Here is a 19,791-nt window from a genome sequence, read left to right as displayed (position 1 = left end):
TCTTAATAGGGAACATACTCCACAATTTCGAGACCATAACCCACCATGCCAACGCGCCGTTGAGAGTGTTCGGAATTTGTTAGCAGCCTTAATTTACTGATACCCAAGTGATGTAAGATTTGGGCCCCAATACCAAAATCCTTATTATCCATGCGTATTCTAGGAGCTTGATAAATATTCTTTTTTTGCAATTCCTTCATCTCGCTTAAACGTTTGATCAGGTTAAGCGATTGGGACTCCTGATTGATGAAGACAAAGGCACCCTTTCCTTCGGAATTGATGGCATGGAACATATCCTCCAATTTTTTCTCAGGTTTGTCGGTAAGAGTCCCCAAAATATCACTGTTCACCAAGGTCGCGTTGATACGGGTTAATACAGGTTCGCCTTCTTTCCAAGTCCCTTTGGTCAATGCAATATGTACATGATTGTTCGTGGTTTGCTTGTAGGCTCTAAGCCTAAAATCCCCAAAACGGGTCTTTAGCTGAAAATCCTCCTTTTTTTCAATTAGGGAATCATGCTGCATGCGATAGGCCACCAAATCCTCGATTGAGATAATCTTCAGGTCAAATTTTTTGGCAACTCCAATCAATTCTGGTAAGCGGGCCATGGTACCGTCTTCGTTCAGGATTTCTACCAAAATCCCTGCAGGTTTTAGACCGGCCAAACGGGCCAAATCTATGGCCGCTTCCGTGTGTCCGGTACGTCTTAGAACACCACCGCTCTTGGATCGCAAAGGAAATATGTGCCCAGGTCTACCCAGGTCATGGGGCTTTGTGTTTTCATCGGTCAAGGCCAAGATAGTCTTTGCACGATCCTGGACCGAAATCCCTGTGGTACAACCATGTCCTATCAAATCTACAGATACCGTGAACTGGGTCTGATGGAGTACGGTATTGTTCTGTACCATCATGTCCAATTGAAGACGATCACAGCGTTCCTCGGTCAGGGGAGCACAGATAAGTCCACGGCCGTGTTGGGCCATAAAATTTATCATCTCCGGAGTCACCATTTCTGCAGCGGCAATGAAATCCCCCTCATTTTCCCGGTTTTCATCATCCACTACTATAATTACCTTTCCGTTTTGAATTTCTTCAATGGCTTCTTCTATCGTATTGAGTTGAATATTTTTTTCCATTGTCGTTATCATGAGGTACTAGGTTTTGAGGTCTTCTTCTTGAAAAAATCTTTGACCCTGTCCAAAATACTGGCAAAATTCATAAGCCCCTTATCCGCGGTGGCCCTTTTGGTCAACCATATGCTTAAAGGTAACATTATCATGGTAGACAACCATGCCCCTAATATAGGATGAATTTCATTTTTCTTGGAATAGTTATCCGCGAACACCCCAATAAAATAATACACCAAAAAGAGCATAATGGCTATGACCATAGGAAGTCCAATACCCCCTTTCCGAATAATAGCCCCCAATGGGGCACCTACAAAAAATAAAATGATACAGGAAAGGGCCAGGGCATATTTTTTATGAAGGGAAAGGATATGACGGTTATAGATTTCATATCGCTTTTGCAATTCCTTTTTCTTACCCTGTACAGAGGTTAAAATATTCGACGCATTATTCTTTGCGCTGTTGATCAATTGTACTTTCTGCCAATTCTCGAATAGGCCAACAATATCAATGGAATACATTGAATCATTTATTTTTTTCGGAATTTCTTCCATTTTTGATAGGGTCAGGGTGTCCACACTATTTTTCGCCCTGGATTTATGCAAATTGGTATCTACAGGCTGCAGAGGAACAAAGGCCCCGACTCTATTGGAAATACTTTTGGAAAACGATTGCACAATACGCAGGTTGTTTTCCTCCAGGGAATCTATGTCCTTGATCAAACGCGAAACGTTCTTCATCTTGTCCGTAGTGGTATTGAGATCCTCCTCCAAATCCACATTATTGAATTCTGAAAGGTCAATATTCATAACATAGGTCTCAAATTCAGCCTGGGCAAAGGGATATTTCCGTTTTTCTTCACTTTTCTTTTTGACAACATTCTCGTAGTAATGGCCGTCCTTAAGTACCAATTGAAGGATGTCAGAATTTTCGTTACTCTTAAGTTCCCCGGTCTCGGCCTTAATAACCGTATTATTAACGCTGGTCTTTGTTTTTTTATGGATGATTACATTTTCAAGAAACCGGTCGTTTTCGCCAAATTTTTTCTCAACCTTGATATTCATATCAGCTCCTTCAAAATCACTAAAAACACCTTCTGCAATGGCAACCGCAGGCTTTACCTTTGCTATATTTCTTCGCATATTGTAGATTTTCTGTTCCGATGCCGGAATGACGCTATTGGCAAAGTAGAAGGTAACCCCTCCTAGTATGACCATAAACACAACAAGACTCAACATGGATCGTTGTAGAGAAATACCGGAAGCCTTCATCGCAGCAAACTCGTAGTTCTCGGCAAAAGTTCCAAAAGTTAAAATGGAAGACAAAAGAACGGTAAGGGGCAGTACCTTTTCCGTAAGATTGGGCATCATGTAGAAGAAAAACTTTCCTATAATGACCAAGTCCAGGCCTTTACCCGCAAAATCATCAATAAAGAGCCATATCGTCTGAAAAATGAAGATAAACATCAATATGACAAACGAACTAAAAAAATTGAATAGGAACCTCGATAAGATGTATCCGTCTAGAATTCTCAATGTGTTATTCCCTTATTATGTAGTATCCCTCGTTTTCGTATTTGTCCTCGTCAAAGGTAAATAAGGTTTTTGATAATGGCTGATCTGTTTTAAAAGAATTAACAATGAAGGTAGTGGTGGTGCCATTTTTACCGGTCTCTATTAATTTATAGATATGTTTGGTCTCTATATCTATACCTAGTAAGATGGATTTTATCTCCGTATTGGTATCAATGGGGATTAACCGCACATATTGTATTTTTTTGCCCTGGACATTCTGAAGTATATCCCATTCATAATTATGTCCTTGTTTGTAGAACGTAAGCATTTTTGAGGGAGTCACCGTATTTTCATCATCAATTCGGTTCTCAATAGTTATTTCCTCGTTCTCGGGAACAATGGTATATACTTTTTTGCCATCGTACAATTGTTGGGAGCCCATAAAATTGATCAGGTATTTGTCTCCTTCCAAGGTAACATCGCCCCGGGTCTCCTGGTTAATGGCAGCTTCGGTATTGTCCAATACATACTTAAAATCCACATGGATATTTCCATAGCCCTTAACCTTTGTATATACTTCATCCAACAAAGTCTTTGCTTTATCTGAATTCTGGGAAAAACCAGCAGTACATATTAAAATGGTTATCGCAAACAAAAAAAACTTCTTCATGCTACCTTAATTTTATTCATTGTTCAATAATTGGTCTAGGGCATACATATCGGAAACCAACACTTGTCTGGCCTTACTACCCTCAAAGGGACCTACAATGCCCGCAGCCTCCAATTGATCTATAATACGCCCCGCCCTATTATAGCCCAATTTCAACTTTCGTTGTATCAACGAGGCGGAGCCCTGCTGTGCGGTTACAATAACCTCCGCGGCCTCGCGGAACATGGCATCCCGATCTTGGATATCGTAATCAATACTTGTGCCAGAATCCTCGCCTACGTATTCGGGAAGTTCATGAGCATGCGGGTAAGCACGTTGTGAACCGATGTATTCCGTTATTTTAGCTACTTCCGGAGTGTCCACAAATGCACATTGCAAGCGTGTAACATCATTTCCCTGGGTAAACAACATGTCTCCCCGTCCTATCAATTGATCCGCGCCCTGGGCATCCAAAATGGTACGTGAATCTATCTTGGAGGTCACCCTAAAAGCAATACGCGCCGGGAAATTGGCCTTAATGATACCGGTTATTACATTTACGGAGGGTCGTTGTGTGGCGATGATCAAATGAATGCCAATGGCCCTCGCCAATTGGGCCAGACGGGCAATAGGAGTCTCTACTTCCTTGCCGGCAGTCATAATCAGATCGGCAAACTCATCAATGACCAAAACAATGTAGGGTAAAAATTTATGGCCGTCGTTCGGATTCAATTTCCGTGTTTTAAACTTGGTGTTGTATTCCTTGATATTTCGTACCATGGCGGACTTCAACAATTCATACCGGTTGTCCATTTCAATACAGAGGGAGTTCAAGGTGTTGATTACCTTGGTATTGTCCGTTATAATAGCTTCTTCCGAGTCCGGTAATTTCGCCAAAAAATGCCGCTCTATTTTATTGTAAAGGGTAAGTTCAACTTTTTTGGGATCCACAAGAATAAATTTCACCTCGGCAGGGTGCTTCTTATATAGCAGGGAAGTAAGAACTGCATTGAGTCCAACTGATTTACCTTGCCCTGTGGCACCGGCCATAAGCAAGTGGGGCATCTTTGCCAAATCTACCACAAAGGTCTCATTACTAATGGTCTTGCCAAAAGCGATGGGAAGTTGCATCTCCGCCTTCTGAAATTTACTGGATGCGATTACTGAACGCATGGAGACTATGGTGGCATTCTTATTGGGAACCTCAATTCCAATAGTGCCCTTTCCTGGAATAGGGGCAATGATCCGAATACCCAAGGCCGCCAACGAAAGGGCAATATCGTCTTCCAAATTCTTTATTTTGGAAATTCGAACTCCGGCCTCCGGTACGATTTCATACAGGGTAACCGTGGGGCCGATGGTCGCTTTTATTTGAGCAATGCCAATTTTATAATTCTTTAGTGTTTCAACAATTTTGTTTTTGTTCTCCTCAAGCTCTTTTTGGTTTATGGTAATGCCTCCAGTTACCCCATGTTGGTCCAAAAGCTCAATTGTAGGGAATTTATAGTTGCCTAATTCCAAGGTAGGGTCGAATTCTCCGAAATCGTCCACTAATTTTTCGGCTATGTTTTTCTTCTCCTCCTTTTCCTCAACAATTTTTTCCACTTCCATGGCAAGGTTATCCTTTAGATCTTCCTCAACCGGAATGGCTACTTCAAAATCGTCCACGGGTTCCTTTTCCAAATGGGGAATGTTTTCTTTATGGGTATAGGTGTCTATAACTATGGGTTTCTCATCTTCCACACTCAATTGCATCTCTACAGTATCGTCATTCTTTTTGCTCTTAAATTCCGAAGCTATGGAAGCTGTCTTTGTTCGAAAAAAAATGCCAATCTCCTCAGGGGAGAAATTAAAAAGACGAACTAAAATAAAGACCAGACCAAAAAGTAGGAGAAGAAGTACACCGATTTTTCCCGTATAGTCTTGCAGAAAATCGTTCATTTCATACCCCACAAGACCTGCTAACAGAGGCTTCTCATTAGCAAAGAAGCCCAACGCTATTGAAAACCAAATAAGGAAGATAAACCCCCAGATCCATTTTTTTAAAAGTCCTTGCCCTTTAATTCCCAAGAACAGATACAGGCCGGTAATACAAAGAAGGAAAGGGAACACAAAAGTGGCCACCCCAAAACCTTTATACATAAAAAAGTGACTTGTGCTGGCGCCAAATTTGTTCAACAGATTTTTGGCCTGTTCATTGCGATCGGCAAACTCGGTCAAAAGGCTTTGATCGTCCTGCCAAGTAAAATAGAATGAAATGAATGAAAAACATAGGGCTATACTGAGAAGAATCAACAAACTTCCCAGGATAATCTTGTTTTGCTTGGAGAGCCTTAGGGATATTCTTTTTTTAACCGATTTGGGCTTGGATTTTCTTCCCTTTTTTGCCATGAAATCTTTAATTCTAGGGGCTAAAATACAAATTTAGAAGCGAAGGCTTTCCAATTCTGGAGTCAAAAAAGCTTGGGTACATAAATGATAAGCCCAACGATGGAAGCCGCTATGGAAACCAACATGACCGCTCCTGCCGAAATATCCTTGATAAAACCGATTTTAGGATCGAACTCCGGTTGTATATAATCCGCAAGTTTTTCGACGGCGGTGTTAAGACCTTCAATACCCAAGACTAGTCCAACGGCCAGAATTTGTAAAATCCATTCCGTAGCGGAAATCTCAAAGTAGAATCCCGCTGCGGTTACTACTAGGGTTAAAAATATTTGGATTTTAATACTGGCCTCTGTCCGGATTAGAAGCAAAGCCCCTTTTAGAGCATAACCCACTCCATTCAACCGATTGCGCAGAAAGGACTCCTTAGGCATCCATTAAGGCTTCAAGTGCCGCTTTATAGTTTGGTTCGTCCACGGTTTCCGGTACCTGTTCCGTATAAAGGATATTTCCGCCTTCATCTAGCACTACCACCGATCTGGAGTGTAGAGAACGTAGAGGGCCATCGGTGAACTCTACCTGATAGTCCTTGCCAAAATCCCCATCCCTGAAATCGGATAACATTACAACATTTTCAATACCTTCGGCACCACAAAAACGGTTTTGGGCAAAAGGAAGGTCCTTGGAAATGCATAGCACTACGGTGTTTTCCAATTCCGCTGCTTCCTCGTTGAATTGCCGTACGGATTGTGCACATGTTCCCGTGTCAATACTGGGAAATATATTCAATACCACCTTTTTTCCGGAGTAGTCGGACAAAGAAGCATCGGATAGGTCCGTTTTTGTCAAGTTGAAATCGGGAGCTTTGCTTCCGTTGGAAGGTAGGTTGCCGATAGTATGTATTTCATTTCCTTTAAGCGTTACTGTTGCCATGAATTTGTCGATTTTAATTTTGTGTGAAATTATGAAATATTGAAATGAAATGTAAACGATATCTACAGAAAATATCGAAATTTTCTAAGGACAAAAAAAGTGATTCCAAAAGCGCCTTATTAGACTGGAGAAGTGGTCAATTGCTTTATTTTAATTCGGAATAATGCAAAAAACAAGGTCATAAACGGACTTAACCAGTTGAATATGGCATAGAAGAAATATTCACCCACACCCACACCAAGTACTCCACTATGATAGGCGCCACAGGTGTTCCAAGGAATTAAAACCGAAGTTACCGTACCGGAATCCTCAAGGGTCCTACTCAGATTTTCCGGGGCCAATCCCCGATCCCTATAGGCCTTGGCAAACATTTTTCCGGGCACAACAATTGCCAAGTATTGATCGGAAGCAGTGACGTTCAATGCCAAACAACTGGCTACCGTACTGGCAAAAAGCCCAAAAACAGATTTGGCCATGGCCAATAACGAACTACTGATACGGGATAAGGCTCCAATACCATCCATAATACCCCCAAAGACCATGGCACAAACAATAAGCCAAATTGTACCCAACATGCCCGACATGCCTTTGGCCGAAAAGAGATCATTAAGTGCGGGATTATCCGTAGGAACGGAAGTTTGTACCGTAATCGCTTTTAAAATTCCTTTATAACCCGATTGAAATGATAAGCTCTTTGCATTTGTAATCCCGGCCACTATTTCAGGCTGAAACAAAAGTGCGAAAAGAGCCCCTAAAAGTGTTCCGATCAACAAGGCTGCCAAGGGCGGGGTCTTTTTTACAATAAGGAAAATGACTATCAGAGGTACTAGGAACAACCATCCATTGATATTAAATGTAGCATCAATGGAGGTTAGAATTGAATCGATATCAGCGGTTCCACTGGTATCTAAAGTTAGCCCGATAATAATAAATACGATCAAAGTGACGCTTATAGTGGGTACCGTTGTAAACAACATATATCGGATATGGTCAAATAGTTCGCCACCTGCCATGGCCGGGGCCAGATTGGTGGTGTCGCTCAAGGGCGAAAGCTTGTCTCCAAAATAGGCGCCCGAAAGTACTGCGCCGGCGGTCATCCCCAAGGAAATACCTAAAGCATCCCCGATACCAATAAGGGCTATACCCACCGTGGCCGCAGTTGTCCAACTACTCCCTGTGGCAATGGAGATAATAGCGCAAATAATTACACACGCCGCCAAAAATATAGTGGGATTCAATATTTGTAATCCATAATATATCATAGCAGGGATTATTCCACTTATCAGCCAGGTCCCTGCCAAAGCACCTACCATTAAAAGAATGAGTAGGGCTCCCGTGGTGGATTTTACATTCTCCGCAACTTCGGTCAACATGGTCTTGTAGGAGACTTTATTGAAGAAACCTACAATGGCGGCCACTGCGCCACCCAGCAAAAGGATAAATTGATTGGAACCGCTAAGTGCATCGTCTCCAAAAACATAGACATTGTAGGCCAGCATACCTACCAAGGCTATAACTGGAATTAGGGCCTCCCAAATGTTAAGTTCCTTATTTTCAAGAATTCGTGCATCTTTTTTACGCTTACCGGATTTCGGGTCCTTCATACTTTATGTTTGAGTAGTCAGGTAATATTACGACTTTACAAAGGGCTATGCAAGTTGGGGCATGGATGTCCTGTTCTAAATGTGCTAGAGTATCTGTTTCCGGGCTATGGTCAACCCAAAAAATCGTGGTATTTTTGTACTTCAAATCAAAGCAGATTACTTTATGAATTCATATGATGTGGCCGTTATCGGCTCTGGACCCGGAGGTTATGTTGCGGCCATCCGCTGCGCACAATTAGGAATGAAGACCGCGATTATTGAAAAGTATTCCACCTTGGGTGGAACTTGCCTTAATGTAGGTTGCATACCTTCAAAGGCCCTATTGGATTCAAGCCATCATTATGAGGATGCCGTTAAGCATTTTGAGGAACATGGGATAGAGATTCCTGGGGAAGTAAAGGTGAACCTGGAACAGATGATTGCCCGAAAACAGGGTGTGGTAGACCAGACCACCAAAGGCATCGAGTTTTTAATGAACAAGAACAAGATTGATGTTTATGAGGGTCTCGGTAGCTTTAAGGACAACACCCATATTACTATCAAGAAGAGTGATGGAAAAACAGAGACCATAGAAACCAAGAATAGCATTATAGCTACGGGATCCAAACCTTCTACCCTGCCTTTTATCAAAATTGATAAGGAGCGTATTATTACCTCTACGGAAGCCCTGAAACTAAAGGAAATCCCAAAACATTTGATTATTATCGGAGGGGGTGTTATTGGATTGGAATTAGGCCAGGTATACAAACGCCTAGGGGCGGAGGTTTCTGTTATAGAATATATGGATCGAATTATTCCCACAATGGACGGTGCCCTCTCCAAGGAACTTATGAAGGTGATGAAAAAGCAAAAGACAAAGTTTTACCTATCCCATAAGGTCAAGGCCGTTGAGCGTAAAGGCAATGAAGTGATTGTAAAGGCCGATGATAAAAAAGGGCAGGAAGTTGAATTTAAGGGTGATTACTGTCTTGTTTCCGTTGGCCGGCGCCCCTACACGGATGGACTAAACGCCGAGGCGGCCGGAGTTAAGATTGACGATAGGGGTAGAGTAGAGGTAAATGAACATTTGCAGACGAGCGCAGCGAACATCTATGCCATTGGCGATGTTATCCGTGGCGCCATGTTGGCCCATAAAGCGGAAGAGGAAGGAACATTGGTCGCGGAAATTTTGGCAGGTCAAAAACCACATATCAATTACAACCTTATTCCAGGGGTAGTCTACACATGGCCAGAGGTGGCTGCCGTAGGCAAGACCGAAGAAGAGTTAAAGGAAGCTGGAGTGGACTACAAAGCTGGTCAATTTCCGATGCGTGCTTTGGGACGTGCCAGGGCCAGTATGGACATCGATGGATTTGTAAAGATTTTGGCCGATGCAAAAACGGACGAAGTATTAGGTGTACATATGATCGGAGCACGTTGTGCAGATTTGATAACAGAGGCTGTAACCGCTATGGAATTCCGTGCTTCTGCAGAGGACATCGCGAGGATGAGTCATGCACACCCCACTTATGCAGAAGCCGTTAAGGAAGCTGCTTTGGCAGCCACGGCGGATCGTGCTTTGCATATTTAGAGCGTGTTATTGAGTGTTTTTTGTACTTACCGAAGGCTGGTGTGGTAAGCGCATTTGTGTGTTTGCTTTAGCACTAGTATTTAAGACGAGTAGTATTAATAGCCTCAATTAACCCATTCCTTGATTTTTAATTGTATTTCGGGATATGAATTTTTGGGAGGCATATGTTTTGAGCCATTTAAAAAATGTACCCCTTTCAAATTGCTAAAAAGCAACTTGCTTTTTTTCGCCACTTTTTTACCTGGAAAGAAAACATCATCCGAAGCTGCAATTACATAGACCGGTTTGTTAAAATGAGCTATGTCTCTTCTTTTTAGCAAAGTTGGTATTTTTGTATCGAGCTTCACGCCCAACATCAGGGACTTTAACAGTTGAAATAAAAACTTGTCCTCCTCTGGCGCAAAGGCATTCGTAAAGGCCCTAAGGTGCTTATCTGTTCTGGTTATCTTAAAGCGTAAAAGGGGGATGGTAAGTTTCGTAATCGAATCCCAAATATCACCATTTACAATGCCACTGGGAACTACAAAAATGCATTTTTTTACTCTTTCGGGTTTATGGGTAATTAGTTTTTGAACAATGAATGCACCATAAGAAATCCCAATAATATTTCCTTTTTCAATGTTCAGTTTTTCCAAAACTTCATCCGCCCAAATGGCGTAGGAGTTATCCTTTGTATTCATTAATGTTTCTTCACTTTTTGTAACCTGTCCTACGGTGTCAATTGCAAAAAGGGAATATAGGTTGCCTAATTCCTTAATAGCTTCCAAGGTAAGCGGCGCCCCAGCATTGAACCCATGAAACAGAACAATTGGTTTGCCATTTGGATTGCCGGTTTGGATTATCCGGGTTCTTCCAAATTGGGTATCGACATCCACTTCCAAATACTCGATGTGTAAGCTTTCCAATTTTTCTTCGTACAGTTTCATCAGACCATTTTTGGCCTGCTCACTCTTGTATATGGTTCCCATACTATTAAATTGTGCATCAAATATAGAATAAAAATCCTAAGTTTAGTCCATTTGGCCTATTTTTGGAAATAACATGGATACCAAAGAAAGAATAAAGCGTAAAGCAACGGATCTGTTCAACGAGAAGGGCGTTAAAAATGTCACGTTGAGAGAGGTGGCTTCAGCTCTGGAAAAGAGCTATGGAAATGTTACCTATCACTACAAAACTAAAAATGACCTTATTCTTGAATTGTTCGAGGACATGACGATTGAAACCACAGAAATTATGAAATCATTTCAGTTTCAAAATTTGCTTTATGGAATTTTGGATGCGCCCCAGAAAACATTTGACATTTCAATGAAATACCTATTCTTCTATGTAGATTATGTTGAGATCAGGAGGAGTTATACTGCCGTTTATTTAAAGGCCGAAGAAAATAATGCCTTTAGAAAAATGAATTTCATGAAGATTTTAGAACAATTACAAATTCAAGGAATATTGCGAGAGGAACTAACACATGATGACTTGAATTACCTAATGGATTTAAGCGGTGCCATGAGGACTTTCTTTTTTCTTAACCTTCGTCCGGAAAATTTTGCAGATCTGGAACTGAAGACCAAGTATACTACCTATGTAAACAATCTGCTAATGCCTTACCTTACGGTTAAGGGGTTACTAGAATATGAGGCGTATTTAAAATAATTTGATTTCAGTGACATGTGTTTGATGTATCCGACACTATTCAATAGGAGCTGTTGGGCATCAATACATCGTATTTGGATTGGCGGAAACCTCCGGAATCTGTTGTATGGCATCCCAGTGCTCACATATTTTTCCTTCAGCATCGAATCTAAAAAAATCCATGGTGACATATTCATCGTTCCCTGGCCAAACCTGATGCGTATGTAGCGCCACCAGATTACCTTCGGCGATGCATCGGACAAACTCGATGGACTTGTCCGGATACTCTGCCTGCATTCTTTCAAAGTAGGTAATAAACCCTTCCGTACCATCGGCTACATCCGGATTGTGTTGAATATAGGTTTTGCCTATATACAATTCAACCGCTTTTCGTGGATTTCCTTCGTAGGCCATTTTATAAAAGGCTATCGCATTCTTTTTGTTTTCTTCCATCAAATATTCGTATTTGTTCTAGTGGTATATTCCAAAGCACAAAAGTCCTATTCCAGATATTTGGATAAAACCTCCGGAGTTTTTTCCAATTTCCGATATACTATATCCTTAAAATAAACAACGGCACCCTCGGATTGGAGTGTTAGTCTACCAGAAATTAAAGGCTCCAACTCCGAGCCGTTTCTGTAAAACGAATTTAGAACCACCAAATTTACTTCCCCATTGATCATGTGAACGGCATGATTTCTCCAACAGATGAGCTCTAGGGTGTTCCATTCCCCATGCGGTTTTTCGTTGTACGGATTTGCTATTACAATTTGCCATTCGTTCTTACCTTCAAAGTGATGCAGCCCTCCATTTTCATCAAATAGCAACATCGTGTCCTTTAAGGTGCTCACCAAATGTTCTAAATAGGGTTTGGCCTTTTTGATGGCCTTGGGAATAGCCGTGGTTGAAGTGGCTGGAATATCTAAAATCACATTTTTTGCCCAATAGCTGCCTACGTCCCCTTCATGGATTTGCAATTCATGCCGAACCTTTCCCTGATGGTATAGTATGCCCCCGTCTTTGGGCCGACCTTCCATCCATTTCCACTTTAGGTCACCCCATTTAAACTTCAATTTAAGATGATAGTTGGCCAAACTATCCTTAAGAATTAATCCGCCGATTACCTCGCCCGATATGCGAATTACGTTTTCTTGATCAAGGGTGTCAATGGTAAATACGTTCAAGGGGTCATTATATCCCAATCCCTCCGTATAGTTACCCAAGCTGTCCTTCTTAATCCCTTGAACATTTACTGAGGAGTCCGGAATGCCCAAGTAATGTTTAAACGTTAGCGTATCCTCTCCCTGATAGATCGGAGTCCATTTGTTCTCCGAACAGCCAAGTATCATCAGAAAAAACGAGATGGTCATAAATAGATGAAAAAAGGTCTTAAGGTACGTCATCAGCATCATTTATTGCGCAACTAGTTGGAGTACCGCGGCCATATAGGGTTTTCCGGGTAGAGCTAATGTATCTCCCTTGCCCAAAGTGTTTTCCTGCCTAACGATTGTACCGTTTTTGGTATCAATAATATCGACTTGATATTTGAGGTTTTCGGGCAACTCCATAAAGGTCCAACTGTTATTTTGATATTCACCGAAGTAATATAAAAAATAGTGCTCATCTACTCCAGCGCGAATCCAATTCAATCGCCAATCCGTTCCCAAGGGTTTCAAGTGCCCCGGGATACCATCGAGTACTTTTTTTAATACATGGAGCTCTTTGGCCGAACTGCCTTTAAAAGTACCTCCTTGACGGAAAAATTGGTAACCTGTATCCTTTTGTTTGAATGCTTCACCATGTGTGGCATAGGCCCCAAGAATGGTCATAAGCCAAAAACGATGTCGAATCATATCCCCATTGAGCGCTACGGTGCGATTGTCCCCGTTGCCTTCATAGCAGAATTCATCAAATATTACTGGCTTTTTAAATGTATCACGGAGTGCACTGCTTTTCCACCAGGCTTCGCTCTGAGCGCTTACATGAGTTACCCATTGCTTGCTATGATCGTACCAGTTTGCAGCATTGTGAATAGATCGCAAGTGGCTGTACGGGTCGTTTTCTTGGAAAAAACGAAAATACCCGTCCCAATCCTCGGTTGTTCTTTCGGGCATTAAATCGAATTCATTGGCCATGGACCACCAAATGTTACGGAATGCACCGAACCGGGCATTTACATATTTTAAAAACAGGTATTGCTCTTCTTTGTTCATAGCGTCAAATCCCCATACCCCTTTATCATAGGGATGGAAAACAAATAAATCTACCTGAATGCCCAACTTCTGCATTTCCTTAATGTAATGCTCATATCGGGCAAAATAAGCTACGTTGAATCGGGAAAAATTCCAGTCTTTCCCGTCGCCTTCAAAGGGATAGAGATCGTAATTGGTACCGCTCGGGGCATGGGGGAGTAGCGCTACCCTAATTTTATTGAACGGGGATTTTTTAAGTGATTCCAAGGTTCGTTCACGGGTTTCCTTGTTTTGTTGTATCCATCCGTAGGCTGTAGTGCCCAATGGGTAAAAAGGTTTCCCATCCGAGTAGGCCAAATAAAATGTATCCTTTACCATCACAGGCCCATGATTTCCTTTCTTGGCCTGGATGCATTCAAATGTACCTTTTTGCTGGTGAAGCTTGGAGTCGTTACTTGCGGTTAAATACTGCCAGTTTCCTTCCTTATAGGGCATAAAACGTAGCTTGTAAATACCATCCCCATCATAGAACCCGGATATCTTTAGGGTGTCTCGACCTTGGTAAAACTTGGCGGTCAAATCAACTTCAACAAACGGATTGCCTTCCCTCTTACCTTTCAACCGCAATTCGAAAACATCCCATTTTTCTACCTTGGATTGGGCCCTAAGGTAAAAACTTGATAAAAAAAGAATGTAAATAATCAGTGTTCCAATTCTCATTGTATTCGACCTTATGGACGAAAATATAACAAAAGAATTGAATTACTATTTTGAAAATTTAATAATCCAAAAAGGATTTCACTCCATTTTCATTTTTGATTGTACGGCATATAATTTTCCCATTCCCAGGGAGTATAGGTATCACCAAGTGCAACTTCCAATAACTCCTTGAAAATACCTTCCCCGTTATCACTATTGGTCATAATCATAATACCCTTTCCAACCTGTGGAAAAATGACCGAGTAGTGCTGAAATCCATCACCATGCCCTTCTTTGAAGGCCCCAAAACCGTATGGAGTCTTAAATAGACCCCAACCCAACCCATAGCTTAATTGGATGGCATCATAACGTGTGGTCTCTTCATTGGATAACGGTCCAAATTGCCTTGTGGAACGTATCCGGATTTGTGGCGTGAACAACGCTGCCCAAGATGCCTTGGAAATAAGTTCTCCCCTTAATACGGCTTCCAAAAATTGCGTATAATCCGATGCAGTAGTCTCCAGGGTGCTAGGCCCCCGGGGCTCATTATCAGTATCCTTGTGGTATAGTTCTCCAGAACTGGAATGGCCATAGGCAAAATCTTTTTCAAAACGCTCATACCACTGATAACCTGAGTTTTTCATACCAAGTGGTTTAAAAATATGTTCTTCTGCTAAAGACTCTAGGTTTTTATTGAGGATTTTCTCCAAAACCACTTGTAGATACACCATTCCTTCTCCCGAGTATTGGTAACGACTGCCGGGTTCAAACTTTACCTTCAATTTCTTGTCGGCCTCAAACCATCTCCAATTGGGAAAACCTGTAGTATGGGCCAGGCACATTCGAGCGGTGATTTTATGGTATAAGGTATCCGAGGCTAAATCTGAAAAATTATCATGCCATCGCGTTAAAGGTTCGTACCCATAGATTTTTTTAGGCAGATAGGATTCCAACGGTGTATCCAAATTAATGATACCTTCTTCAACCAGCTTCATGACCAACACCGCAAAAACAGCTTTGCTAAAGGAAGCCCCATAGATATTCGTAGAATCCGTCAATGGCAATTTATTTTTAAAATCCTTGTAGCCAAAAGTCTTTTGGTAAGTGGTGGTATCACCATTGAAGACGGATACTGCCATACCATGGACTTGGGCATCGGACATTAATTGTTCAATTTTGCTATCTAAGGAGTCCTTCGCGATGGTAGTTTCGGATAAGCGGGATATGTCCTGGGAAATACTAGAGTTACAACCCATTAAGCCAATAAGGCCAAAAGCTAACACGATTCCCAAATTTTTAGAATTTCTATTGCGTTTATTCTTTAAAAAGGGAATAGCTAATGGATAGTAACACTTTTGTGAGTTTATCGCAAGTACAATATTGAACGCCGTAACGATTATGGTAAAAGGAATTACGGCGACAAAAAAGAAAAAGCCCAAACCTTCTATGGTAACAAGTGCGATAAACGATAAGATGAACAAAAAGGTCATCGTTATCTGAAAATTTATGACCGATCTACCATGCATCTCATAAATAGGATTGTCTTCCCGTTTATGAATCCAAAGAAATAAGGGAAACAGTATGTTGCACAGCGGAAGCACTAAGCCCAAAATAGGCGTGCCATGTAATAACAACAACCATTTTTTTTGTAGATTTTCTGTCTTGGGGTTTTCAAGTTCAAGAAGATCTTCAACCTCTATTTCAAGGGCTGCGGCCAGCAACTTTATGGTTTGCAGGTGCGGATTGGTGTCGCCTTTCTCAATACGTTGTATGGTCCGTACGGCCACATTGGTCTTTTCGGACAAGTCCTCTTGTGAATACCCTTTAAGCTTACGTTGATAGGTTAGATTTTTGGCCAGTGAATTGTTTTCCATAATTCTGATTTTAGTTCACTACAAAACTACCTGCCAAATCCGGTCTTTATCACGACATTTAGGTGTCACCTATATGTCATTTGCCGTATCTACAGTACCATTAAGGGTATCCGGAAAAGAATTATCCATTGTGGGAGCCATCGCAAAAGGGCGGGGTGCCGGTCTGTTTGCAAGTACATAACCATGCTTCCTTGGTCTCCTCCGCTTCAAAGACCAAAGGAGGCGTAGCCTTATTGGCCCTATGGGATCCATCACAAAAGGGCTGTTCGCTACTGAAGCTACAGCTACACCATGAATAGCGCTTTCCAGATTCAAGATTTACAGGAATAGGGGAGTATTTAGTATCGCTCATATCCAATTGTTTTTAAACGAAAATACGTAATAGGATATTAGAGGAAAAGAGAGGTCTTAATTTTTAACCAATCCAAATAGCCGAAGTAATCGGCCTAAAGAGACCCTAACTAGCTTACTTGCATTAAGATAAGAAGGCTCAACCTTGGTCCTTACATACCCGGCGGCCAAAAGAAGATTCGGCTTTAAGGTCGCCTTATGCCTTTCATACAATAAAGCGGTATACGTACAAATGCCCATAAAGATCAATGCACTGGGAATGACCACCTGAGGTGTTAAAGAGTGATGGAAAAATCGGTATAATCCCAGCCCGGTAAAGCTTCCATAAAGAATAATGAAATGAATCACATAAATGGATAATGTACTTTGTCCGATTTTTATTAAAGCGTTATGGGTCAGGAAACTTCTAAAAAGCATAAATACAGCAAATACCAGAAAAACATCACCCAATCGAATGAATAAGTAATTATTAAAATAAATATCTGCAAATAACTGTATTTCAGTTAATTTTGATATAAATAAAAATAAATCTGATGAATAAAAAATAAGTGAAATTCCAAAAACCGTAGCTGCTACAATGGCTACTGGATATAAATACTTAAAGTCTTTAAATCGGGTAAACAATAGGGATAAAAACCCTCCGAAAGCTGCGTAACCGAACCAAGGAAAAATCGTAAAGACAGAGCCATTGGTTTTGGTGAAGTAATTGGACAGGGCATCCGGTAAAAACGAATACGTAAACTGTTTGTAAAAAGGTTCAAACAAGAATAGCAGGAAGCTGATAGCAACCAAAGTCACAGGAAATAACCACCTTTTTCTGTTGTAAGTCAATAAGTAAATGCCTACTATCCCCAAAAGAGACAGGCCAATACAATGCAATACATCTACCAAATAAAATGTATCATAGATTTGGCCTTGCAACAGTCCGGATAAATTCAAGCGAAGTAGATAACCAATAAGCAACAACTGCAATCCACGTTTTATACCTTTTCTTATTCTCGGGTTGTCAAAGCCTTTTTGTGGCGCCCGAATAAAAAGGTATGTAAAGATAAATCCCGATACCGTAAAAAATACAGGGGCGGTAATGCCCCTAAAATATTTCCAAATAGTATAACCTTCAACGGAATTATCCCTGTACCCCATATCCAAGAGGCCATCTACAAAATGTCCTTGGAGCATCATTAGGATGGCCCAGGCCCTCATAGCGTCGATGAAATATAATCTAGCGGACTTCTTTTCCATATCTATTTATAGCCCCTTTGTACACATTGAACCCTCAATACCTAAGTCTATATACTTGTGCAACAGTGGGTTTGGATGTTTTGCGACGCAAAATTAGGTAAAATACTCGCAATTCAATTGCATTTGCCCTATTTTCGCCAAATAACGATTAAAACGCTTAAATGGCTACAATATTGGCATTTGCTGGGAGCAATTCTTCAACTTCCATTAATTTTCAATTGGTAAAATATAGCGCCTCAATTGTGGGCGATCAGGCCGTTCAATTATTGAATATGGCGTATTTTCCTTTTCCAATGTATAGCATTGACCATGAAAGGGAGAAGGGGTTTTCCAATTCCCTGGTTGAACTAAAGAACGATATCAATAAAGCGGACGGACTTATTATCTCCGCAAATGAGCATAATGGTAATATATCCGCCTATTTTAAGAACTTACTTGATTGGCTGTCCCGTTTGGAGCGCAAGTTTTTGCAGGACAAGGTTATATTGCTCATGTCTACTTCGGGAGGTAAAAGGGGAGGCCTGGGAGCCTTGGAGATTGCGGAAAAAACCTTGGTCAGGTTTGGTGCTTCCGAGGTTTTGACCTTTTCCCTGCCCAGTTTTAAGGCTAATTTTGACAAAAGCAAAGGCATTGTAAACGACGGGCTTGCAAAATTACACCAAGAGAAAATAGCGGAATTCTTATCCAAAATTCAAGCTTGAGAAAAAAGGTTTCCTACGCGGTATCCAACATCCAAAAATTTAAGGACTCCCTGTTACGTTGGTCTCAGCAGTTTAGGGAGGCCGTTTGGCTGGAAGGCAATGATCATCCTGATGCGTACGGATCTTTCGATGCAATCCTCGCGGTTGACGCCTTTACTTCTATCCAAAGTGATTTTAACAATGCATTTCAAGAGCTACAGGAATACCAATCCCAAACAAAGGATTGGCTGTTCGGGTATCTGGCCTACGACCTTAAAAATGATGTGGAACAACTTAGTTCCGATAATCCGGACGGATTGGATTTTCCGGAATTGTTTTTTTTCCAGCCCAAGAAGATTATCCGATTAAATGGAAGTGTAGCAGATTTCATCTACCTGAATATATTGGATGATGAAATTGAGCAAGATTTTAACGCAATATCCGATTGGGGCTTTGCAAATAGCAAGGCTATCCAAACTACCGAGAATATCCATATACGTATGCGCATTTTCAAGGATGAGTATTTTAGGAGAGTGGAGAAGATGTTGGGCCATATTCATAGAGGTGATATCTATGAAGCCAATTTTTGCCAGGAGTTTTATGCAACGGACACACAAATTGACCCCTTGCGTACCTATCAAAAGCTAAATTATATTTCTAACGCTCCCTTTTCGGTGTATCTAAAGCTTAACGATAAGTATTTGCTCTCGGCTTCGCCGGAACGCTATCTTAAAAAGTTGGGAACCAAAATTATTTCCCAACCCATTAAAGGTACCGCTAGGCGTTCTGAGGACATGACCGAAGATGAAAACCTAAGAGTTTCCTTGGTTCATGATAAAAAAGAACGCGCTGAAAACGTTATGATCGTAGACTTGGTCCGGAACGACATGTCCAAGAGCGCAAAAAAAAGTAGTGTTACCGTAGAAGAGCTTGGTAAAGTATACACCTTCAAGCAAGTACATCAAATGATTTCAACAATAACAGCAAGAGTGGATTCTGTTAAAAATGCTGTGGAAATCATTAAGGAAACCTTTCCAATGGGTAGTATGACCGGGGCGCCTAAAATTTCGGCCATGAAGATTATAGAGGAGTTGGAGTCCTTTAAGAGAGGTCTCTACAGCGGTGCAGTGGGTTATTTTACACCAAAGGGGGATTTTGATTTTAATGTAGTCATACGTAGCATTTTGTACAATGCTTCGAAGCAATATGTGTCTTTTTCCGTAGGCAGTGCCATTACGGCTATGGCGGACCCTGAAAAAGAATATGAGGAGTGCCTTGTTAAGGCCAAAGCCATGCGGGAAGTGCTAGAGGATTAGGCCAAGCTATAAAAAAAGTCTGGCAA

General features: G+C 41.3%; 18 protein-coding genes. 4 read left to right on the top strand and 14 right to left on the bottom strand.

Annotation, left to right across the window (positions count from 1 at the left end; genetic code table 11):
* Positions 1 to 2: 2 nt before the first annotated feature.
* From ribB to nhaC, 7 genes are all read right to left on the bottom strand, one after another.
* On the bottom strand, positions 3 to 1,148 hold the full coding sequence (gene ribB, locus ACP2AF_RS16410) for a 3,4-dihydroxy-2-butanone-4-phosphate synthase (RefSeq protein WP_425237234.1): 1,146 nt from the start codon (positions 1,146 to 1,148) through the stop codon (positions 3 to 5).
* The gene (locus tag ACP2AF_RS16405; protein WP_425238039.1) at positions 1,145 to 2,641 is read right to left on the bottom strand and encodes an LptF/LptG family permease; all 1,497 of its coding nucleotides are present in this window, start codon (positions 2,639 to 2,641) and stop codon (positions 1,145 to 1,147) included. Before ACP2AF_RS16405 ends, ribB begins: the two co-directional genes overlap by 4 nt.
* Before the next feature lie 25 nt (positions 2,642 to 2,666).
* Positions 2,667 to 3,311 carry a LolA family protein gene (locus ACP2AF_RS16400; RefSeq protein WP_425237233.1) on the bottom strand — a complete coding sequence of 215 codons (645 nt, stop codon included), beginning with the start codon at positions 3,309 to 3,311 and terminating at the stop codon, positions 2,667 to 2,669.
* Positions 3,312 to 3,323: 12 nt separating this feature from the next.
* Entirely contained in the window at positions 3,324 to 5,681 is a 2,358-nt protein-coding gene (locus tag ACP2AF_RS16395) for a DNA translocase FtsK 4TM domain-containing protein (protein WP_425237232.1), read from the bottom strand.
* Between the two features lie 62 nt (positions 5,682 to 5,743).
* A complete protein-coding gene (locus ACP2AF_RS16390; RefSeq protein WP_425237231.1) occupies positions 5,744 to 6,109 on the bottom strand; it encodes a diacylglycerol kinase in 366 nt (121 codons plus the stop codon).
* Complete coding sequence (gene tpx / locus ACP2AF_RS16385) at positions 6,102 to 6,608, bottom strand: thiol peroxidase (RefSeq protein ID WP_425237230.1); 507 nt, start codon at positions 6,606 to 6,608, stop codon at positions 6,102 to 6,104. The genes ACP2AF_RS16390 and tpx overlap by 8 nt, the downstream gene beginning before the upstream one ends.
* 119 nt (positions 6,609 to 6,727) lie before the next feature.
* Positions 6,728 to 8,212, bottom strand: coding sequence for a Na+/H+ antiporter NhaC (gene nhaC, locus ACP2AF_RS16380; RefSeq protein WP_425237229.1), 1,485 nt, complete (start codon positions 8,210 to 8,212; stop codon positions 6,728 to 6,730).
* 163 nt (positions 8,213 to 8,375) lie between these two features.
* On the opposite strand from nhaC, the gene lpdA reads away from it, so the two are divergent.
* On the top strand, positions 8,376 to 9,782 hold the full coding sequence (gene lpdA / locus ACP2AF_RS16375; protein ID WP_425237228.1) for a dihydrolipoyl dehydrogenase: 1,407 nt from the start codon (positions 8,376 to 8,378) through the stop codon (positions 9,780 to 9,782).
* A 104-nt stretch (positions 9,783 to 9,886) separates the two neighbouring features.
* On the opposite strand, the gene ACP2AF_RS16370 is transcribed toward lpdA, so the two are convergent.
* Entirely contained in the window at positions 9,887 to 10,750 is an 864-nt protein-coding gene (locus ACP2AF_RS16370; RefSeq protein ID WP_425237227.1) for an alpha/beta fold hydrolase, read from the bottom strand.
* 73 nt (positions 10,751 to 10,823) lie between these two features.
* On the opposite strand from ACP2AF_RS16370, the gene ACP2AF_RS16365 reads away from it, so the two are divergent.
* Positions 10,824 to 11,432, top strand: a complete 609-nt coding sequence (locus ACP2AF_RS16365) for a TetR/AcrR family transcriptional regulator (RefSeq protein WP_425237226.1) — start codon at positions 10,824 to 10,826, stop codon at positions 11,430 to 11,432.
* Positions 11,433 to 11,492: 60 nt separating this feature from the next.
* Here ACP2AF_RS16365 and ACP2AF_RS16360 read toward each other — a convergent pair whose 3' ends face one another.
* The 6 genes from ACP2AF_RS16360 to ACP2AF_RS16335 form a co-directional block, all read right to left on the bottom strand.
* The gene (locus ACP2AF_RS16360) at positions 11,493 to 11,864 is read right to left on the bottom strand and encodes a nuclear transport factor 2 family protein (RefSeq protein WP_425237225.1); all 372 of its coding nucleotides are present in this window, start codon (positions 11,862 to 11,864) and stop codon (positions 11,493 to 11,495) included.
* A 47-nt stretch (positions 11,865 to 11,911) separates the two neighbouring features.
* A complete protein-coding gene (locus ACP2AF_RS16355; protein WP_425237224.1) occupies positions 11,912 to 12,814 on the bottom strand; it encodes a 3-keto-disaccharide hydrolase in 903 nt (300 codons plus the stop codon).
* A 9-nt stretch (positions 12,815 to 12,823) separates the two neighbouring features.
* Positions 12,824 to 14,323 carry a DUF5060 domain-containing protein gene (locus ACP2AF_RS16350; protein ID WP_425237223.1) on the bottom strand — a complete coding sequence of 500 codons (1,500 nt, stop codon included), beginning with the start codon at positions 14,321 to 14,323 and terminating at the stop codon, positions 12,824 to 12,826.
* Between the two features lie 89 nt (positions 14,324 to 14,412).
* Positions 14,413 to 16,176 carry a serine hydrolase gene (locus ACP2AF_RS16345; protein WP_425237222.1) on the bottom strand — a complete coding sequence of 588 codons (1,764 nt, stop codon included), beginning with the start codon at positions 16,174 to 16,176 and terminating at the stop codon, positions 14,413 to 14,415.
* A gap of 121 nt (positions 16,177 to 16,297) precedes the next feature.
* Complete coding sequence (locus ACP2AF_RS16340) at positions 16,298 to 16,528, bottom strand: CDGSH iron-sulfur domain-containing protein (protein ID WP_120711489.1); 231 nt, start codon at positions 16,526 to 16,528, stop codon at positions 16,298 to 16,300.
* A 56-nt stretch (positions 16,529 to 16,584) separates the two neighbouring features.
* The gene (locus tag ACP2AF_RS16335; RefSeq protein WP_425237221.1) at positions 16,585 to 17,769 is read right to left on the bottom strand and encodes a heparan-alpha-glucosaminide N-acetyltransferase domain-containing protein; all 1,185 of its coding nucleotides are present in this window, start codon (positions 17,767 to 17,769) and stop codon (positions 16,585 to 16,587) included.
* A gap of 161 nt (positions 17,770 to 17,930) precedes the next feature.
* Here ACP2AF_RS16335 and ACP2AF_RS16330 point away from each other — a divergent pair, with 161 nt between their 5' ends.
* Both ACP2AF_RS16330 and ACP2AF_RS16325 read left to right on the top strand, forming a co-directional pair.
* Positions 17,931 to 18,470 (top strand): NADPH-dependent FMN reductase, encoded by a 540-nt coding sequence (locus tag ACP2AF_RS16330; protein ID WP_425237220.1) that lies wholly within the window; start codon positions 17,931 to 17,933, stop codon positions 18,468 to 18,470.
* Complete coding sequence (locus ACP2AF_RS16325; protein WP_425237219.1) at positions 18,467 to 19,765, top strand: anthranilate synthase component I family protein; 1,299 nt, start codon at positions 18,467 to 18,469, stop codon at positions 19,763 to 19,765. The genes ACP2AF_RS16330 and ACP2AF_RS16325 overlap by 4 nt, the downstream gene beginning before the upstream one ends.
* The last annotated feature ends 26 nt before the right edge of the window (positions 19,766 to 19,791 follow it).

Source organism: Ulvibacterium sp., assembly GCF_965248315.1.
Taxonomy (GTDB): domain Bacteria; phylum Bacteroidota; class Bacteroidia; order Flavobacteriales; family Flavobacteriaceae; genus Ulvibacterium.
The sequence above is the reverse complement of the archived record's forward strand: the minus strand, read 5'-3'. Positions and strand labels throughout refer to the sequence as shown.